The organism is Cryobacterium sp. Hh7, from assembly GCF_004403155.1.
GTDB classification, from domain to species: Bacteria; Actinomycetota; Actinomycetes; order Actinomycetales; family Microbacteriaceae; genus Cryobacterium; species Cryobacterium levicorallinum.
In genome coordinates this window covers 136,508-150,521 of the sequence record NZ_SOHG01000064.1, presented here as the reverse complement: position 1 = coordinate 150,521, position 14,014 = coordinate 136,508, and the positions used below count along the sequence as shown (strand labels likewise).

The 14,014-nt window shown below is 64.2% G+C and carries 19 protein-coding genes and 1 pseudogene; 13 read left to right on the top strand and 7 right to left on the bottom strand.

What is annotated here, in order from left to right; translation table 11 throughout:
- Positions 1 to 39: 39 nt before the first annotated feature.
- Complete coding sequence (locus E3T43_RS17175; protein WP_134473299.1) at positions 40 to 828, bottom strand: hydroxypyruvate isomerase family protein; 789 nt, start codon at positions 826 to 828, stop codon at positions 40 to 42.
- 196 nt (positions 829 to 1,024) lie between these two features.
- Here E3T43_RS17175 and E3T43_RS17170 point away from each other — a divergent pair, with 196 nt between their 5' ends.
- Entirely contained in the window at positions 1,025 to 1,786 is a 762-nt protein-coding gene (locus E3T43_RS17170) for an IclR family transcriptional regulator (protein ID WP_134473298.1), read from the top strand.
- Between the two features lie 67 nt (positions 1,787 to 1,853).
- Here E3T43_RS17170 and E3T43_RS17165 read toward each other — a convergent pair whose 3' ends face one another.
- A complete protein-coding gene (locus tag E3T43_RS17165) occupies positions 1,854 to 3,212 on the bottom strand; it encodes a transcriptional regulator (RefSeq protein ID WP_241979064.1) in 1,359 nt (452 codons plus the stop codon).
- On the opposite strand from E3T43_RS17165, the pseudogene E3T43_RS17160 reads away from it, so the two are divergent.
- A pseudogene (locus E3T43_RS17160) lies at positions 3,130 to 3,893 on the top strand (NAD(P)/FAD-dependent oxidoreductase); the annotation flags it as partial. The gene E3T43_RS17165 and the pseudogene E3T43_RS17160 sit on opposite strands and share 83 nt — an antisense overlap.
- Positions 3,894 to 4,006: 113 nt before the next feature.
- Here the strand turns inward: E3T43_RS17160 and E3T43_RS17155 are convergent.
- Positions 4,007 to 4,984, bottom strand: a complete 978-nt coding sequence (locus E3T43_RS17155) for an NAD(P)H-quinone oxidoreductase (RefSeq protein ID WP_134473296.1) — start codon at positions 4,982 to 4,984, stop codon at positions 4,007 to 4,009.
- 71 nt (positions 4,985 to 5,055) lie between these two features.
- On the opposite strand from E3T43_RS17155, the gene E3T43_RS17150 reads away from it, so the two are divergent.
- The gene (locus tag E3T43_RS17150) at positions 5,056 to 5,355 is read left to right on the top strand and encodes a hypothetical protein (protein WP_166791368.1); all 300 of its coding nucleotides are present in this window, start codon (positions 5,056 to 5,058) and stop codon (positions 5,353 to 5,355) included.
- A gap of 12 nt (positions 5,356 to 5,367) precedes the next feature.
- Here the strand turns inward: E3T43_RS17150 and E3T43_RS17145 are convergent, their stop codons facing one another.
- Complete coding sequence (locus E3T43_RS17145; RefSeq protein ID WP_134473294.1) at positions 5,368 to 5,880, bottom strand: hypothetical protein; 513 nt, start codon at positions 5,878 to 5,880, stop codon at positions 5,368 to 5,370.
- A gap of 233 nt (positions 5,881 to 6,113) precedes the next feature.
- Here E3T43_RS17145 and E3T43_RS17135 point away from each other — a divergent pair, with 233 nt between their 5' ends.
- The 3 genes from E3T43_RS17135 to E3T43_RS17125 all read left to right on the top strand — a co-directional run bounded on the left by E3T43_RS17135 (position 6,114) and on the right by E3T43_RS17125 (position 8,038).
- Positions 6,114 to 6,563, top strand: coding sequence for a helix-turn-helix domain-containing protein (locus tag E3T43_RS17135; protein ID WP_241979063.1), 450 nt, complete (start codon positions 6,114 to 6,116; stop codon positions 6,561 to 6,563).
- Position 6,564: 1 nt separating this feature from the next.
- Entirely contained in the window at positions 6,565 to 7,089 is a 525-nt protein-coding gene (locus E3T43_RS17130; RefSeq protein ID WP_134473293.1) for a PIN domain-containing protein, read from the top strand.
- A gap of 196 nt (positions 7,090 to 7,285) precedes the next feature.
- Positions 7,286 to 8,038: an SDR family NAD(P)-dependent oxidoreductase gene (locus E3T43_RS17125; RefSeq protein WP_134473292.1), complete on the top strand. Its 753-nt coding sequence runs from the start codon at positions 7,286 to 7,288 to the stop codon at positions 8,036 to 8,038.
- Between the two features lie 206 nt (positions 8,039 to 8,244).
- Here E3T43_RS17125 and E3T43_RS17120 read toward each other — a convergent pair whose 3' ends face one another.
- Positions 8,245 to 8,736 carry a DNA alkylation repair protein gene (locus E3T43_RS17120; protein WP_134473291.1) on the bottom strand — a complete coding sequence of 164 codons (492 nt, stop codon included), beginning with the start codon at positions 8,734 to 8,736 and terminating at the stop codon, positions 8,245 to 8,247.
- A gap of 168 nt (positions 8,737 to 8,904) precedes the next feature.
- Between E3T43_RS17120 and E3T43_RS17115 the strand changes: the two genes are divergently transcribed.
- Together E3T43_RS17115 and E3T43_RS17110 are read left to right on the top strand one after the other, a co-directional pair.
- Positions 8,905 to 9,147, top strand: a complete 243-nt coding sequence (locus tag E3T43_RS17115; protein WP_134473290.1) for an AbrB/MazE/SpoVT family DNA-binding domain-containing protein — start codon at positions 8,905 to 8,907, stop codon at positions 9,145 to 9,147.
- Positions 9,140 to 9,553: a type II toxin-antitoxin system VapC family toxin gene (locus E3T43_RS17110; protein ID WP_134473289.1), complete on the top strand. Its 414-nt coding sequence runs from the start codon at positions 9,140 to 9,142 to the stop codon at positions 9,551 to 9,553. The genes E3T43_RS17115 and E3T43_RS17110 overlap by 8 nt, the downstream gene beginning before the upstream one ends.
- Positions 9,554 to 9,559: 6 nt before the next feature.
- Here the strand turns inward: E3T43_RS17110 and E3T43_RS17105 are convergent, their stop codons facing one another.
- Both E3T43_RS17105 and E3T43_RS17100 read right to left on the bottom strand, forming a co-directional pair.
- Positions 9,560 to 10,183, bottom strand: a complete 624-nt coding sequence (locus E3T43_RS17105) for a LysE family translocator (RefSeq protein ID WP_134473288.1) — start codon at positions 10,181 to 10,183, stop codon at positions 9,560 to 9,562.
- 87 nt (positions 10,184 to 10,270) lie between these two features.
- Positions 10,271 to 11,074, bottom strand: coding sequence for a hypothetical protein (locus E3T43_RS17100; RefSeq protein ID WP_134473287.1), 804 nt, complete (start codon positions 11,072 to 11,074; stop codon positions 10,271 to 10,273).
- Between E3T43_RS17100 and E3T43_RS17095 the strand changes: the two genes are divergently transcribed.
- The 5 genes from E3T43_RS17095 (at position 11,074) to E3T43_RS17080 (ending at position 14,007) form a co-directional block, all read left to right on the top strand.
- Positions 11,074 to 11,361 carry a hypothetical protein gene (locus tag E3T43_RS17095; protein ID WP_134473286.1) on the top strand — a complete coding sequence of 96 codons (288 nt, stop codon included), beginning with the start codon at positions 11,074 to 11,076 and terminating at the stop codon, positions 11,359 to 11,361. The genes E3T43_RS17100 and E3T43_RS17095 overlap by 1 nt on opposite strands.
- Before the next feature lie 519 nt (positions 11,362 to 11,880).
- Positions 11,881 to 12,114: a helix-turn-helix transcriptional regulator gene (locus E3T43_RS17090; protein ID WP_092448833.1), complete on the top strand. Its 234-nt coding sequence runs from the start codon at positions 11,881 to 11,883 to the stop codon at positions 12,112 to 12,114.
- The gene (locus tag E3T43_RS17085; RefSeq protein ID WP_166791367.1) at positions 12,104 to 13,393 is read left to right on the top strand and encodes a type II toxin-antitoxin system HipA family toxin; all 1,290 of its coding nucleotides are present in this window, start codon (positions 12,104 to 12,106) and stop codon (positions 13,391 to 13,393) included. The genes E3T43_RS17090 and E3T43_RS17085 overlap by 11 nt, the downstream gene beginning before the upstream one ends.
- A 69-nt stretch (positions 13,394 to 13,462) precedes the next feature.
- Entirely contained in the window at positions 13,463 to 13,615 is a 153-nt protein-coding gene (locus E3T43_RS18875; protein WP_166791366.1) for a hypothetical protein, read from the top strand.
- Positions 13,612 to 14,007, top strand: coding sequence for a PIN domain-containing protein (locus tag E3T43_RS17080; RefSeq protein ID WP_134473284.1), 396 nt, complete (start codon positions 13,612 to 13,614; stop codon positions 14,005 to 14,007). The genes E3T43_RS18875 and E3T43_RS17080 overlap by 4 nt, the downstream gene beginning before the upstream one ends.
- Positions 14,008 to 14,014: the final 7 nt, after the last annotated feature.

Sequence of the window (14,014 nt, the reverse complement as noted above, 5' to 3'; positions counted from 1 at the left end):
TTGTCCTTTTCTCAAGGGTGTTGGATGCGCAGCGGTCGGTTAGGCGGTTTCAAGCCAGGCAAACGGATTTGTTGCGACCGTCTTGTATTCCAGCCCGATGGGGCCGTCATAGCCGAGACCGTGACTGTGCGCGAGCCACTCGTGAATGGGTAGCGTGCCCGTTCCTGGTTCGCCGCGCCCGGGTGCGTCGGCAATCTGGATGTGTCCGAATTGGTGCGCGTGCTCGGAGATCACGGCCTCGACATCGTCGCCGTTGACGGCCAGGTGGTAAAAATCGGCGAGTAGTTTGATGTTCGTGTCGCCGCTCTGGATGCTCACCCGTTCGATCACGGCCAGCACGTCGGCCGCCGTGCGCAGGGGATACTTCGGTGCCCCGCTCACCGGCTCCAGCAACACGGTGCCACCGATCGGGGCGACGAATCGTGCGGCGAGGGAGAGATTTTCGATAGCGAGCTCATCTTGTTCCTCCGGGGCAACGCCGTCGATACGGTTTCCGTAGAGGGCGTTGAAGGACGTGCAGCCGAGGTGCCCGCCGATGCCAGCGGCGACGGCCAGATTGTCGCGAAACTCGTCGGATCGGGCTGGCCAGGACACCAGACCTCGATCCCCGGCCGGCATGTCGCCGGCCGCAAAGTTCAAACCGGTCAGTCGAACGTCGGCATCCGTGATTGCGTTCTCAAAGTCGGCAATCTGCGTTTCGGTGGGAACGGCGGCGGCAAAGGGCCACCAGAACTCGACCGCGTCGAATCCGGCGGCTTTGGCCGCGGCTGGGCGCTGGAGCAACGGCAGTTCGGTCAGCAGGATGGAGCAGTTTACGGTGTACAGCATGGGGGCGTCCTTGCTCCTCGAGTTGATGATTATGCGACTTGATTCCACCAAGTTTCGTATTGTGGAAGTTAGTTTCTGTTATATGGAAAGACTACGGTCAGTGCGGCCCGGCGTCAACTTCTGTGTAATCTGGGTAACCTGGCGATATTTCCACAATGCGGATATCCGTTGCCACGTACGGCCTGGAGGCATAAAGATGGCAGAACGCACGGCTGGCAGCGGTGTGCAATCCGTGGAGCGGGTTTTTGAACTCCTCGAGCTGATCACGGCCGCTGGCGGGCAGGTGATGCTGAGCGAGCTCGCGGCCTCCACCGAGCTGCCCCTGCCGACCATTCATCGGCTGCTGCGCACGCTGGTGGCGAAGGGATACATTCGTCAGCTCGCCAATCGGCGTTACGCGCTGGGCCCAGGTCTCATTCGCCTCGGAACGGCAGCCAGTAAGCAGCTCGGCGCCCTGGCTGGGGCCCAACTCCAGGCCCTTGTCGACCAACTGGGGGAGACGGCGAACATGGCCGTTCTCGATGCCGACATGGCGCTTTACATCGCCCAGGCTCCATCCAAACACTCCATGCGCATGTTCACGGAGGTCGGCCGACGCGCGCATACTCATGCCACCGGAGTCGGCAAAGCGATTCTGGCGCAGCTGAGCGATGACGCCGTTCGCGCCATTGTGGCCAGGGCTGGCATGCCCACTCCCACGACGATGAGCATCGGCAGCGTGAACGATCTCCTGGCTGACCTGGCCCGAATCCGGGAACGCGGCTACTCCATCGACGATGGTGAGCAGGAAATTGGTGTGCGCTGCTTCGCGATGGCGGTTCCGGATGCGCCGACGCCGACCGCCGTCAGCGTCTCCGGGCCGGTGTCCCGGGTCGATGATGCGTTTGCAGAACTCGCCATTCCCGCGCTGCGCGCCGCCGTGGAGTCCATTTCCCAGGACCTGAACCCGGTTGCCTAGATTTATTTGTGGGTCAGGGTTCGGACATGGGTCCTGAGTTTAGACAGCGTTGGTCACCTCCACAGAACTAACAGCCGAGTTCGCGGTCGATGCGGCTGAGGCGCGCGAGCGATGCCAGGCAGCCGGCATCGTCGATGCCAGCCAAGCTGCCAAGGGCCTGCACCGCCTCGCGATCATTGCTCCCCATCTCGGTCGCGCACCAGCGGCGCAGCGGCTCGGCGTCTCCGCTTGCACGAACGGATGCTCCGACCGCGCTTGTGAGTTCGGCGCGCAGCGGTTCGATGGCCCCGGCGGTCGACCTCACCAGCAGTGGGGCAGAGTGCGCCGCGAGGGCCGCGGCAACCTGGCCCTCGCGCACGAGCCGCAGTACCCGCCCCACGTCGGACGAGCCTCGCAGCGTGGGGCCGAGGCGATACGGCGTGGACTTCAGTGCCTCGCCGAGCACGTGGCGAATACGGTGCATCTCGATGCGGATGGTGGCGGCTAAGCCTGTTTCCCCGTGAATGGCGTAGGCGAGTTCGTCGGCGCTCCAGCCGCGATCCCGTGAGTCGAGCAAGGCCAGAATCTCCGCGCGGCGCAGCGAGAGCGGCACTCGGCGTCCATCGCCGCCGACCACCCCTGGGCTGTCACCGAGCAGAGCGAGCGATGCCACGGAGGTGAGCGCAGACGAGGCCACCGACAAGACCGCCGCTGAGCGCCCAGCAGTCATCAACTGCGATCCGCGCCCGAGTTCTCGTCGCGCCGCCCGCAACAACTCCTCGGCGAGCCGCACCCCGCACTTGACCATGCGCATGCTGTCGGCCGTAACCGTGTTGAGTGGCCCGGATACATTCAAGACGCCGATGACCGCGCCGCTGTCCGCGTCCCGAATCGGTGAAGCTGTGCACGCCCAGTCGTGGTGACTGCGCACGAGGTGTTCGGCCGAGAATATCTGTGCGGCGCGCCCGCTCAGGACGACTTCGCTGATCGCGTTCGGTCCTACCCCGGCCTCGGACCAGTCAGCGCCCTCGACGAACTCGAGCCCGTCGGCCTGCCGCAACGCCGCGCGGCTGCCGACCCGCCATAGCACCTCTCCACTCGCGTCGGCGAGTACGAGCAGATGCTGCCCATTAGCGCTCTCATCAGAGAGAAGCTCGCTGAGGGCTGGCATCACGGCCCCTAGCGCATGGCCGCGGCGCAGCGCAACGACGTCGGCCACCTCGTGCAGATGCCGGGGCAGGTGCCGGTCGGGGCCGATGCCCGCGGCCAGCGAACGCTGCCAGGATTCCCAAACCTCGGTGCTGATCCCGAGCGGGGGCGAACCGGCCAGTGTCACCTCATGGGCGGCGCGCAGCATCCGTTCGTGTGCCGACCTCTGGAAGCACGGGGCCGACGTCACCATGGTGCAGCGCTCGTCGACGCACATCTCCCGCAGCGACTCGCTCATGGACCTTGCGCTCGGCGGCCTGCACTCCGAGCAGGCGCTGGCGAACGCGGTGACCACGGAAAAGGCCGACCTGCTTTTCGCGTCACTGCCCTACCGAATATTGCCGTCCGCGCAGATTCCGGTCTTCGCGCAGATGGCCGAGCGCGATGCCGACTTCTATGCCCAGCTCAGCGAAGTCGGGTTCGATTTGGATTTTGGAACGGATGGCTCGGCCCTGTTCCTGAAATACCTGCGCCGTGGGTCGGGCTACTACATCGATGTGGGGCATCGCAGTTGCTCATTGACGGTCGCGTCGCTGTGAAATCGGGCCAACTCGACCACATTACGCCCAAGTCCGTGGTGCTCGCGGACGGCACCGAGCTGGATGCTGACCTGATCGTGTATGCCACCGGGTATGGCTCCCTGAACGGATGGCTAGCCGATCTGGTCTCGACAGAGGTTGCCGATCAGGTGGGCCGCTGCTGGGGTTACGGGTCCGACACCCCGAAGGATCCGAGGCCCTGGGAGGGTGAGCTGCGCAACATGTGGAAGCCCACAAACGTTCCTCAGCTGTGGATTCACGGCGGAAACCTGCACCAGAGCCGGCACTACTCGAACTACCTCGCGCTGCAGATCAAAGCCCGCATGGAGGGGCTCGACACTCCGGTGTACGAGCTGCAGGAGTCGCACTACATCCGCTGAACGGGCTGTGCCCGAAAGCTGCTCGCGCCCCCGGCAGGCCGGCTGCGCGAGCAGCGTTCGACCGCACGACTGATCCCAATAACGGATGCCGCCAGCCGGCCGGTAAGCGCAGGCTAGGGCACCAGCACGATCTTGCCGACGTGAGTGGATGCTTCCAGCCGACGGTGCGCATCCGCTGCACTCGCAAACGAGAACCGGCCGTCGATCACCGGTCGGAACTCGCCCGATGCGATCCACGGCCAGACCGCCGACTCCAGGGAACGCAGAATGGCGACCTTTTCGGCCAGCGGCCGCGACCGCAAGGTGGTGCCCCAATAGCGGGCGCGCTTCTGCATGAGGCGAAACGGGTCGAACGTGGCCGGTTGGCCGCTCTGGTTGGCGAGCACCATGATGCGCCCGTTCACCGCGACCGCCTCAATATTGCGCGCCGCATAGGCACCGCCCATGATGTCGAGGATCACGTCGGCGCCGTGCCCGTCGGTGGCGGTGTTGATCTCGGCGACGAAATCCTGCTCGTGGTAGTTGATCAGAATCTGTGCCCCGAGGCTCGCGCACGCGGCGAGTTTCTCGGCGGATCCGGCCGTCACGGCCACACGGGCGTCCATGAGTCGGGCGAGCTGGATGGCGGTCGTGCCGATTCCGCTCCCGCCGCCGTGCACGAGCATCGTCTCGCCGGGCGCGAGTTCAGCGCTCATGAACACGTTCGACCAGACCGTGGCGAGGGCTTCCGGCAGGGCCGCGGCGTCGATGAGGTCCATCGACAGTGGAACCAGCAGTGCCAGATCTTCGTGCACCACGGCTTCGGTGGCATAGCCGCCGCCGGCGAGCAGCGCACACACCCGGTCGCCGACACCGAACCGGGTCACGTCCTCGCCCACCTCGATGACCAGACCAGACACCTCCAGCCCCGGCCACTGCGGCGCGTCGGCCGGCGAGGGGTAGTGGCCCTGCCGTTGCGCGATATCCGCACGGTTCACACCTGCCGCAGCCACCGCCAAACGGATGTCGTGGGCCCCGACAACGAGATCGGGCACCGTCGTCAGGGTGAGAGCTTCAGGACCACCGGGAGAGTTCACGATAATTGCGCGCATGCTCGCAGCCTACGCGTGGGGTACGACACGACCAACGGCGCAGAGGTGTCGGGCGGGCATCCGCTTCACCGATGCTTCGCCCCTATCGGGACGGCAGAACTCGGCGCATCATGGAATTGCGGCTCACGACTCTGACCGCTGAACAGGAGATCCTCATGAGTGCGACCGTTCTGCCCCCCATTGACCGCTGGTGGCCGCACCTTGACATCGACTTCAAGCACGAGATCCTGGCGAACCTGGATGCCCCCTTGAGCACGGAGGCGTTGGCCGAAGTGGCCCGCTTGTGTGACGCGACTATCGAGCCAGGCCCGGCCGCCCTCTCCGATAGTGAGAAGGAATACATTCGCACCCAGATCGAAGTCGTCGACTGACGAAGACTCGAACTACCCGTGCCTCACTGCGTGAGCGGTGGCGGCGCGCCCGGCCCGAATGATCAGCACGATCAAAGCGAGCAGGCTGGCGGCGCTGACGACGTAGAGGAGCATGCCCCAGGGCGCGTGGTCCGCGCCCGAGACTAAAAAGGTGTCAGCGAGCGACATGCCAGGCCCGAAGCCCGCGAAAAAGTGTCCGGGAGCCGCGAAGATCAGCAGCACGAGGTAAGCCGCGACCACCGGCTCGACCCGGCTGTTCATCCGTACGATCGTCACCAGCAGAACGACGGTGGCGAGCACGATTCCGCTCATGCCCCAGGCGAGAACCCAGTTCGCGTTGAGCGACTCATCCGCGCGCGCCATCGCAGCGCGGATCTGCCCGAGCGTGGCGCCCGGAACTGCCGCTAACGGATTCCACACCAGAATCTGCAGGGCGCCCACAATCGCGTAGGCGGCCACGGCCGCGAAGCCCGCGGCAGCCGCCACGACGGCGCGGCGCGGTTGCGGTTTCTCGGTGTTCTCCATGCCGCCAGCGTACCGATCATTCGGGCGCGGCCCGAAGCGGATGCCGTCCGCTGTTTCGTTCCGAAGAGGTGATCTAGGCCCGGTCAGAATGTGGGGAGGCGTTGTCGATATTCATATTGTGGTTGTGGTTGTGGTTATGGTTATGGTCGTGGTTGTGGTTGTGGTTGTGGTTGTGGTTGTGGTTGTGTTTGTGTCACTTAGCTCTAGCATGAGAGCAGCGAAAGGATCGGGCCATGACTCTTTTGATGCCACGTGCGGTTGATGCCGTTGTCGCTGTCAGCGCGGCAAAGCTGCAACAGGCCTTGACCGCTCTTCAAGAAGCGCAGTCGCCGACCCAGCTCGCCATTGATGGGCAACTCGTGGACCTTCCACCTGAAGTTTCGGATGCCATCACGGACCTGATCGGCAGGTTTGCTGACGGCGACGGAGTCTTGGTCGGATCCATCGGCGCCATGCTGACAACCTCTCAAGCCGCAGACCTGCTTGGAATTTCACGCACGTACGTGGTGCGGCTTATCGATGCGGGCAAGATTCCCGTTGAATACCGTGGAACTCACCGCCGGATTCGGGTGAAAGACGTGGTTGCCTACCTCGATACGTCACGACGTGATCGGGCCGAGAAGCTGACGGCACTCGCACACCTGTCGGACCGAACCGGGCAGTACGACGGCGACAGATTCTAGCGTGGCGTTCCGCGCGTTCCTGGATGCAAATGTCCTGGTTCCGGCGCGATTGCGCGATGTTCTACTCACTCTTGCGGAGGTCGGTCTCTACGAACCGCTCTGGAGCCTGATCGCGCTTGAGGAGACCGCGAGGCACCTCCCGACGGCGATGTCGCCCGAGGATAGACGGCACCTCTTTCGCCTCATGAATGGGGCATTTCCCGGGGCGTTGGTCGCATGGCCTGGCGCTGTTGACCTCGACGTGCGCCTGCAGATCAACGAAAAGGATCGCCATATCGTCGCCGCAGCCCTTTGGGGTAATTCTGACCTCATTTTGACTGACGACGGCACGTTTCGCGAAGAATTACTCAAGAGTGGACTCGTCGATGCCCAGTCGACGCCCGAATTTTTGGCCTACGCCATGGACACTGACACAAAGGTTGCCCGGCGGGCTCTGTTTGCCATGGCTCGGAACAGATGGGGAGTCACCGGCACAGACGTCGAGATTCGAGGGCGTCTCACGGACTATTTTGAACGCAAGGGTTAGCCGTCCGCAGCGCTCTAATCCCTGAGATAGATGAATATCAGCTCGTGTCGCACGGGCCGGCGTTCATGTCACCTGTCCCCAAATGCATACAAACACATGCACCCCGCGTAGAATATCTTGATAGCGAGATAGTTTCCCGCCGCCGCGTGGTTCGCGCGGTCGCACCACGCTTCGGCGTGAGACAAGGAGTCACGGCATGAGCACATTCACCGACAAGGTCGCCATCGTCACGGGCGGCGGAAGTGGTATCGGCGAGGCCATCGCCAAGGCTCTCGCGACCGAGGGCGCATCCGTTGTCGTCACCGACATCAATCTCGAGGCCGCGCAGCGCGTCGCCGACGAGATCATTGCCGCCAAGGGAGCAGCCTCCGCCTTCAAGCAGAACACCTCGATCGCTGCCGACTCGGAAGCGGCCGTGGACTTCGCCGTCGCAACCTACGGTGCCCTGCACCTGGCAGTGAACAACGCGGGCATCGGCGCTGCCCCCGCCGACATCGGCGACTATGACATCGCTGCCTGGGACCGTGTCATCGGCGTGGACCTCAGCGGCGTGTTCTATGGCATGCGCTACCAGCTGCCTGCGATGGTAGCTGCCGGCGGCGGCGCGGTCGTCAACATGAGCAGCGTGCTGGGGTCAGTAGGCATCGCCCAGAACGCGGCCTACGTGGCCAGCAAGCACGCGCTCGTCGGCCTGACCAAGGTTGCGGCTCTGGAATATTCGGCCCGAAACGTGCGCACTAACGCCGTCGGCCCTGGCTTCATCGACACTCCTTTGGTGCGTTCCTCGCTCAACGCCGAGGCGATCGCGGCTCTCGAAGCCCAGCACGCGACGGGCCGCCTCGGCACCAGCGCCGAGGTTGCCGCGCTTGTTCTGTTCCTGCTGAGCGACGCCGCGTCGTTTATCACCGGCAGCTACCACCTGGTCGACGGTGGGTACTCCGCGCACTAACCGCATTCATCAAGCGGATGCCGTCAGTAAGTGGCGGCATCCGTTATGAGCCTGCTGCACTTCACGAGAAGACTTCGGGGAAGCATAGAATGCCCGAGGCAGATTATGATTCTCGCCCCTAAATCATGAACTCGATGCCGGTGGATGCCGAAGTGCGCTGTTCTATCGCCCTTGATGCCTTGGGGCTCCGTGCACCCGGCTTGCACCTATGGTGTGATTCTCGCGGCAACGCCGTCGGCGGCGCGGCGGAGCCAGGGGTCGCCGTCGTGCGCCCAACGCGCGAGGGCGGCATCCGCTCTCAAACGACTCGTCCCGCTCAGCCCCTGCACGAGCGGGAGCACGACGTCGTTGGTGAGCGGATCGACCAGCTCCCGCAGGACCGCGCCGCGTAGAAACCCCTCGATGCGGGTGAGGTCGGTGTTATTGAGCCGGGTCACGTTGGATTGCAGCAGCACGATCGCGGCGAGGCGGCGCTCGAAGACCGGAACCTTCCAAAGTTCAGAGCTCAGCGCCGTTACGTCGTCGTGCGTCATGTTCTTGTACCGGCGGGCCAGATCGCGGATGGTACCGCGCACGGCACCGACTGAGGCGCCGTAGAACTCGAGCTCGTTTCCGAACCGAGCCTGCGCCTCGGCCGCCCGTTCCCAGGTGGCCTCGTACTGCAGCGTGCGATCCACGAAGTCGCCGGCGTCGCTCATCCGTCTATTCTGCCCCGCCCGCGCTGGGCACGCCTCCCGTTCGAGCTGCCGCGCGCCCGAAAGCGGCTCGCGCGTGTGGCCTGCCGGTCGCGCCGCGCTTCCCAAAACGGATGCCGCTGGGCTCGAATCGTAAGTATTACCATGCCCAGTAAGAACTACACTCGAGGCATGCGAATCACGTCGAAAGGCCAGGTGACGATCCCACAATGGGTGCGTGAGCGCTACGGACTCATGCCCCAGACCGACGTCGAGTTCACCGAACGCGACGGAATGGTCGTGCTCACGCCGCTGGCCTCTGCCTCGAAGCAAGATCGAGCCGATCTGATGCTGGCCGGGCTGAGAGGGTCCGCCCAGAAGTCCCTGACCACTGACGAGATCATGCAACTTACCCGCGCCTATGAAGATGATTGAGTCGCGCGGATTCCTGATCGATTCAAACGTTCTGCTCGACATCATCACTCAAGGTCCTCTCTGGTCGACGTGGTCAGAAGCCGCGCTCGCCGAGGCCGCTCGCGCGGGAGAGGTCTGGATCAATCCGATCGTTTACGCAGAAGTGTCGCTGGCCTTTGCATCGATTGCCGCGCAAGACGCCGCGCTGCCCCCGAAAACTTTTCGCCGCGCCCCGTTGCCCTGGCCCGCCGGTTTTCTTGCGGCTCGGGCGCATCAGGCGTATCGCAGCCGTGGCGGCACCCGCACCACGACCCTGCCGGATTTTTTCATCGGTGCACATGCCGTCGTTGAGCGGCTCACCCTGGTAACGAGAGATGCGCGCCGGTACCGTACCGCGTTTCCCGACCTCCCGCTGGTCGCGCCCTGAGTCGCCTCAGTGCACCAGCGCCAGCAGCAGGGCGACAGCCACGAACAGCAGGCCGAACGCGCGGTTGAGAATCAGCTGCCCGCGGGCCGTGTTCGTGAACCGCTGAAATGACCGCGCCGCCACCGCAAAAAAGAACCACATCACCAGGACGTCGATAAACACCACGGTGACGGTCAGCACCAAATACTGGGGGAGCAGCGGTTGCTCCGGCTGGATGAACTGCGGCATGAACGCGAGAAAGAAAACGAGAGCCTTGGGATTGAGCAGGTTCACCCACAGGCCGCGGCGAAACATCGACCAGGCGAGTTCCCTGGCTCGCGGTGCAGCCAGGTCTCGAGACGGGTCGGGTTTCTGCAGAATTAAACGGATGCCCAGAAACACCAGGTAGGCGGCCCCGGCATACCGAATGACGTTGAAGAGTACGGGAGAGCTGGTGACGAGCACCCCGACGCCGAGCGCCACCACGATCACGTGCACGACGAGCGCCGCCTGCTGCCCGAAAATACCCCAGATCGACCGGCGAAACCCACTGGTCAGCGAGTTGTTCATGGTGTTGATCGCGCCAGCGCCCGGGGTGAAGCTGATCAGCACGCCGGCGCCCACGAGGGCCAGCCATAGGGAAAGTTGCACACGTCAGCGTAGCGCGGGAGTCATCGTTCCGATGGCTCCTCAGGCTCAGGCAGCGTGTCGGCTGGCAGCCAGCTTTGTCGGTACGGCCTAGTCGCGGCCAAACAGGTTGCCGAGTGCTGAGAGACCGGGGATCTCAAAGTTCGATCCCAGATCTTTCACCTGCTCGCCCAGCCCGGTCGCGTACTCGCCCGCGCCGTCGGCGACGCCCTGGGTGACTCCCTCGACACCGCCGGCGAGATTCTCCAAATCAACGCCCTGGGTGACTCCCTCAAGACCGCCGGCAAGGTTCTCGAAATCGACGCCGAAGCCGGCCGCCTGTTCCAGAAGAGGCCCGGCCACAGTGCTGAGCACCGCGCCACCGGCGACGGCGGCGAGTAGCCCGCCGGCCCCGAGCCCGACAGCGGCTCCGGCCAGAGCGCCGCCGACTCCTCGGCCGGACGGCTTCGCGAACAGTTTCTTCAGGAACCCGGGATTCTGGGCTTCGCCGCGGGTGGCCGACCGGGCCAGGTCGTCCGGGCTGGACGATGCCGGGTATTCGTTGGCGGGCAGCTCTGCGCGCAACTGGGAATTGACCTCGTCGCGTTGCGTCGGAGTGAGCCGCGCGAACGCGTCGCGGTGCACCTGCTCGAGCTGCTGCGGCTGCGCGGTCTGCAGCAGGTAGTCGTAACGGGCGATAGCCGCGCGGTCTTGCGCGCTCACGTTCGAACCAGCAAGGGGAGCTGCACTGCGCTGCTCGTTGTTCGCCGGGGGCCTGCTGTCTCCGGTGACCTTGTCGGCTGCGGTGCGCACCATCGCGCGCCAATCCGTCTTGCCTGACCCGCCGGAGGACGGCTGCCCTTTCTGGTCAAGGGCCTTGGCTGCCATGCTCAGAATGCGCTGGAAATTGCTCATTGGGGGCCCTTCGGTTTGGCTGGGGTTTCTATTGTGCCCAGCCAAACCTGAGCAAAGCCTCCCAGCCGCCCCCGCCGCCCGCCGCCGATGCGCAAGCGGCCGCCGACGCGAAAGTTCTCGCCGCCCAGCGGGCCGCCGAGCAACCGTATGTTGCCCCCTACGTCGCGCCCTACGTTGCGCCCGCCATCCTCAGCGTCGACAACTACACCGGATGCCGCGCCTACGGCAACAACGGAACCTCCGTTGGTAACAAGGGTCGCCGCTACACCAAGATCCCCTGCCCCTAATCGAGTCTGGCAAGACTCCTTACTTCGGCTCAGGGTTTGTCCTGGTTACCTGACCCGAGGCTCAGCACGAAATCGTTCTCGGGCTTTCGGAAGTTCGGTGCGGATCTCTCGACTCGGAAGAACAGAAAAGGCGGCGGCAGCGGTCATGTATAGAGTCGACGATGTGTGGTCTCGAATGTGTACACATTCGTGACGATCGCGCTACGGCCGGGTTCCTGGGGTGTCCAGCTGCGTTCGGTGCTGTCAGGGACCGACCCCATGGCATCCGCTGTGCGCCTTGTATATCTCTGTGTATCTTGTGTAATTCATGAGTCCTGTGTACCGGCCAGCGCCAGCGCCAACGCCAACGCCAGCGCGCTCGACGCTAGCCGCGATATCTGGGCAGGACGCTGGAGTCGATTCTCGCGGAGCATGCGGTCTAAGAGCTGTATTACCGAAAGGTAATTGCACTCCGTTCATTACCTTTCGGTAATCGAATGATAGGCTACTACCGTTCGGTAATAACGAAGCGGAGGTGCGATGATCGCTCAAATTCGGTCGGCGGTTGACCTCGGCGACTTCACGCGGCGCATCCGACTTCAGCACGGTATGACCCAGCGGCAATTGGCGGTGGCCCTCGGCACAACCCAGCGCTACGTCTCCGAACTCGAGGCCGGAAAGCCCAAGAGGGCTGATGAGCGGTACTTCGAGATCCTGGCCAAGCTCGGAATTGCCCTCTCGGCGCAGTCGACGTCGCCGGTCGATGATGAGTGACCCCGCCCTGCGCGTGGAGCTCTATGGCACTCACATCGGCGACCTCACCCACGCACCCCGGGGTCGCGCCCTGTTCGACTGGAGCAACGACGCCCTCGCGCGGTGGCCCCTGCGTTCGACGCCGCTGTCGGCCTCCCTCCCCGTCGGCACGTCGAATGTCGACACCACGGAGTCATTCTTCGGCGCACTGCTGCCGGAGGGGCGCTGGCTCGACCTACTGGCCAATGCGCTCCAGGTGCGCAGCAACGACCTGATCGGCATCTTCGGTGCTGTCGGGGCAGACCTCATCGGCGCGCTCACGATCGGCGCGGGCCGCGTGACAGGGCAACCCCGATTGCTCGAGGAGTCCGAACTCGTGCAGTTGCTGAGCCAGGCGGCCGGCTACATTCTTGGCGGCGGCGGTTCCGCGCTGCCCGGCTTCCAACGAAAACTCGCCCTCACCCGTTCTGATGGCCGCTGGATCGCGGGTAACGGTACGAAGCCCTCCACCCACATCCTCAAACCGGTCTCCGAAGAAAATCGCCATCTCGTCGAGGGTGAGAACTACGTGTTGGGTGTCGCTCGGGCGCTCGGCCTCCTTCACTTCGATTCGTGGGTGGACACGATCGGCCAGAGGCCGGTGCTGGTCGTCGAGCGCTATGACCGACGAATCACGAATTCCAGCATCGAGCGAATTCATCAGGAAGACTTGGCGCAGGCGTTGGCGCTCCCGTGGGGCGGGGACGACAAGTTCGAGCGCAGCAACCGCGGTGCCAGCCTGGCCGCGATCGCTTCGGTGCTCGACCGCGACCGCAGCATCTTCGACCGCACAGAACCAGACCGCGAGAAGCTGCTTCGATACACAGTGCTCAACGTCGCGGCCGGCAACACCGACGCGCACGCGAAGAATTTTTCGCTCCTCCGCTTTGATGACGGCCGCTCACAATTGGCTCCCTTCTACGATGCCGCGCCGCTCGCTCTCGGGTTTGAGGCACCGCTGGAGCTGGCGATGTCCATCAGCGGCGAACGCGTCATCACGCGGGTCACTCTCGATCACCTCATCGACGAGGCCCGTGCCTGGGGCCTCGAGTCTTCGCGCGCCCGAGAGGTCATCGCTCAGACCCTGGACGCCGTGATTGCAGCGACGCGGGAGTTGCCCGCGCACCAGTCGATTTCGAAACACGTGCCGGGTTACATTCGTGGCCAGGCGCAGAATCTGGCGGCGGGAAAGCCGGCGCGCATCACAACGCCGATGCCTCCGATCCTGATGCCCAGACTGGGCACGCCCCCGCCCGACTGAGCGGCAACCGTGATCGGCTCGCCCAATTCACCAGCGGATGATCCCCGTTGCGTCACGATACTGGCTAAAGTGACCGGGCTTGTCGCCCGGCTCACTGCGGGTTCGCCGCCGTTGCTCGCATTCGCATTGACGCGAATCTCCAGCGACGCGACGATCGTCGAGCCCGTCACAGACGTCGACACCTACTACCAGAAGCACCGAAACGACGAGCGCGTGCAGTGAGCGCTTCCTCGGACGCCAATATCGTTCTCCGATTGCTGCTCAACGATGTGCCCGAACAGCACGTCGCCACTGTGTCCCTGCTCCAGGCGGGTGGCTCCTTTGTCGTCTCGGATATTGCACTCGTCGAGACGGAGTTCGTATTGGGGCGCGCGTACGGGCTCAACCGTGAGCAGCAGCGAGAGGCCATTCAGGGTCTCGTGAACCTGCCGCAAATCGTCGCCAACGCGGCCCTGTTCGATAGAGCACTGGCTCTGTTCGTCGGGCATCCCAAACTCTCTTTTGAGCACTGCTGCCTCGTGACGTCGGCAGAGCTCACGTCGAATCAGCCGCTGTACACCTTCGACCGCAAATTGGCCGGCCAAACGGATGCTCGCCTGCTGGCGACCGCCTAGATGCCGC

Bases quoted from the DNA above. Each gene is read 5' to 3' on its own strand.
- E3T43_RS17175 (WP_134473299.1), bottom strand. From the start codon at position 828: ATGCTGTACACCGTAAACTGCTCCATCCTGCTGACCGAACTGCCGTTG.
- E3T43_RS17170 (WP_134473298.1), top strand. From the start codon at position 1,025: ATGGCAGAACGCACGGCTGGCAGCGGTGTGCAATCCGTGGAGCGGGTT.
- E3T43_RS17165 (WP_241979064.1), bottom strand. From the start codon at position 3,212: ATGAGCGAGTCGCTGCGGGAGATGTGCGTCGACGAGCGCTGCACCATG.
- E3T43_RS17155 (WP_134473296.1), bottom strand. From the start codon at position 4,984: ATGCGCGCAATTATCGTGAACTCTCCCGGTGGTCCTGAAGCTCTCACC.
- E3T43_RS17150 (WP_166791368.1), top strand. From the start codon at position 5,056: ATGCTTCGCCCCTATCGGGACGGCAGAACTCGGCGCATCATGGAATTG.
- E3T43_RS17145 (WP_134473294.1), bottom strand. From the start codon at position 5,880: ATGGAGAACACCGAGAAACCGCAACCGCGCCGCGCCGTCGTGGCGGCT.
- E3T43_RS17135 (WP_241979063.1), top strand. From the start codon at position 6,114: ATGACTCTTTTGATGCCACGTGCGGTTGATGCCGTTGTCGCTGTCAGC.
- E3T43_RS17125 (WP_134473292.1), top strand. From the start codon at position 7,286: ATGAGCACATTCACCGACAAGGTCGCCATCGTCACGGGCGGCGGAAGT.
- E3T43_RS17120 (WP_134473291.1), bottom strand. From the start codon at position 8,736: ATGAGCGACGCCGGCGACTTCGTGGATCGCACGCTGCAGTACGAGGCC.
- E3T43_RS17115 (WP_134473290.1), top strand. From the start codon at position 8,905: ATGCGAATCACGTCGAAAGGCCAGGTGACGATCCCACAATGGGTGCGT.
- E3T43_RS17110 (WP_134473289.1), top strand. From the start codon at position 9,140: ATGATTGAGTCGCGCGGATTCCTGATCGATTCAAACGTTCTGCTCGAC.
- E3T43_RS17100 (WP_134473287.1), bottom strand. From the start codon at position 11,074: ATGAGCAATTTCCAGCGCATTCTGAGCATGGCAGCCAAGGCCCTTGAC.
- E3T43_RS17090 (WP_092448833.1), top strand. From the start codon at position 11,881: ATGATCGCTCAAATTCGGTCGGCGGTTGACCTCGGCGACTTCACGCGG.
- E3T43_RS17085 (WP_166791367.1), top strand. From the start codon at position 12,104: ATGATGAGTGACCCCGCCCTGCGCGTGGAGCTCTATGGCACTCACATC.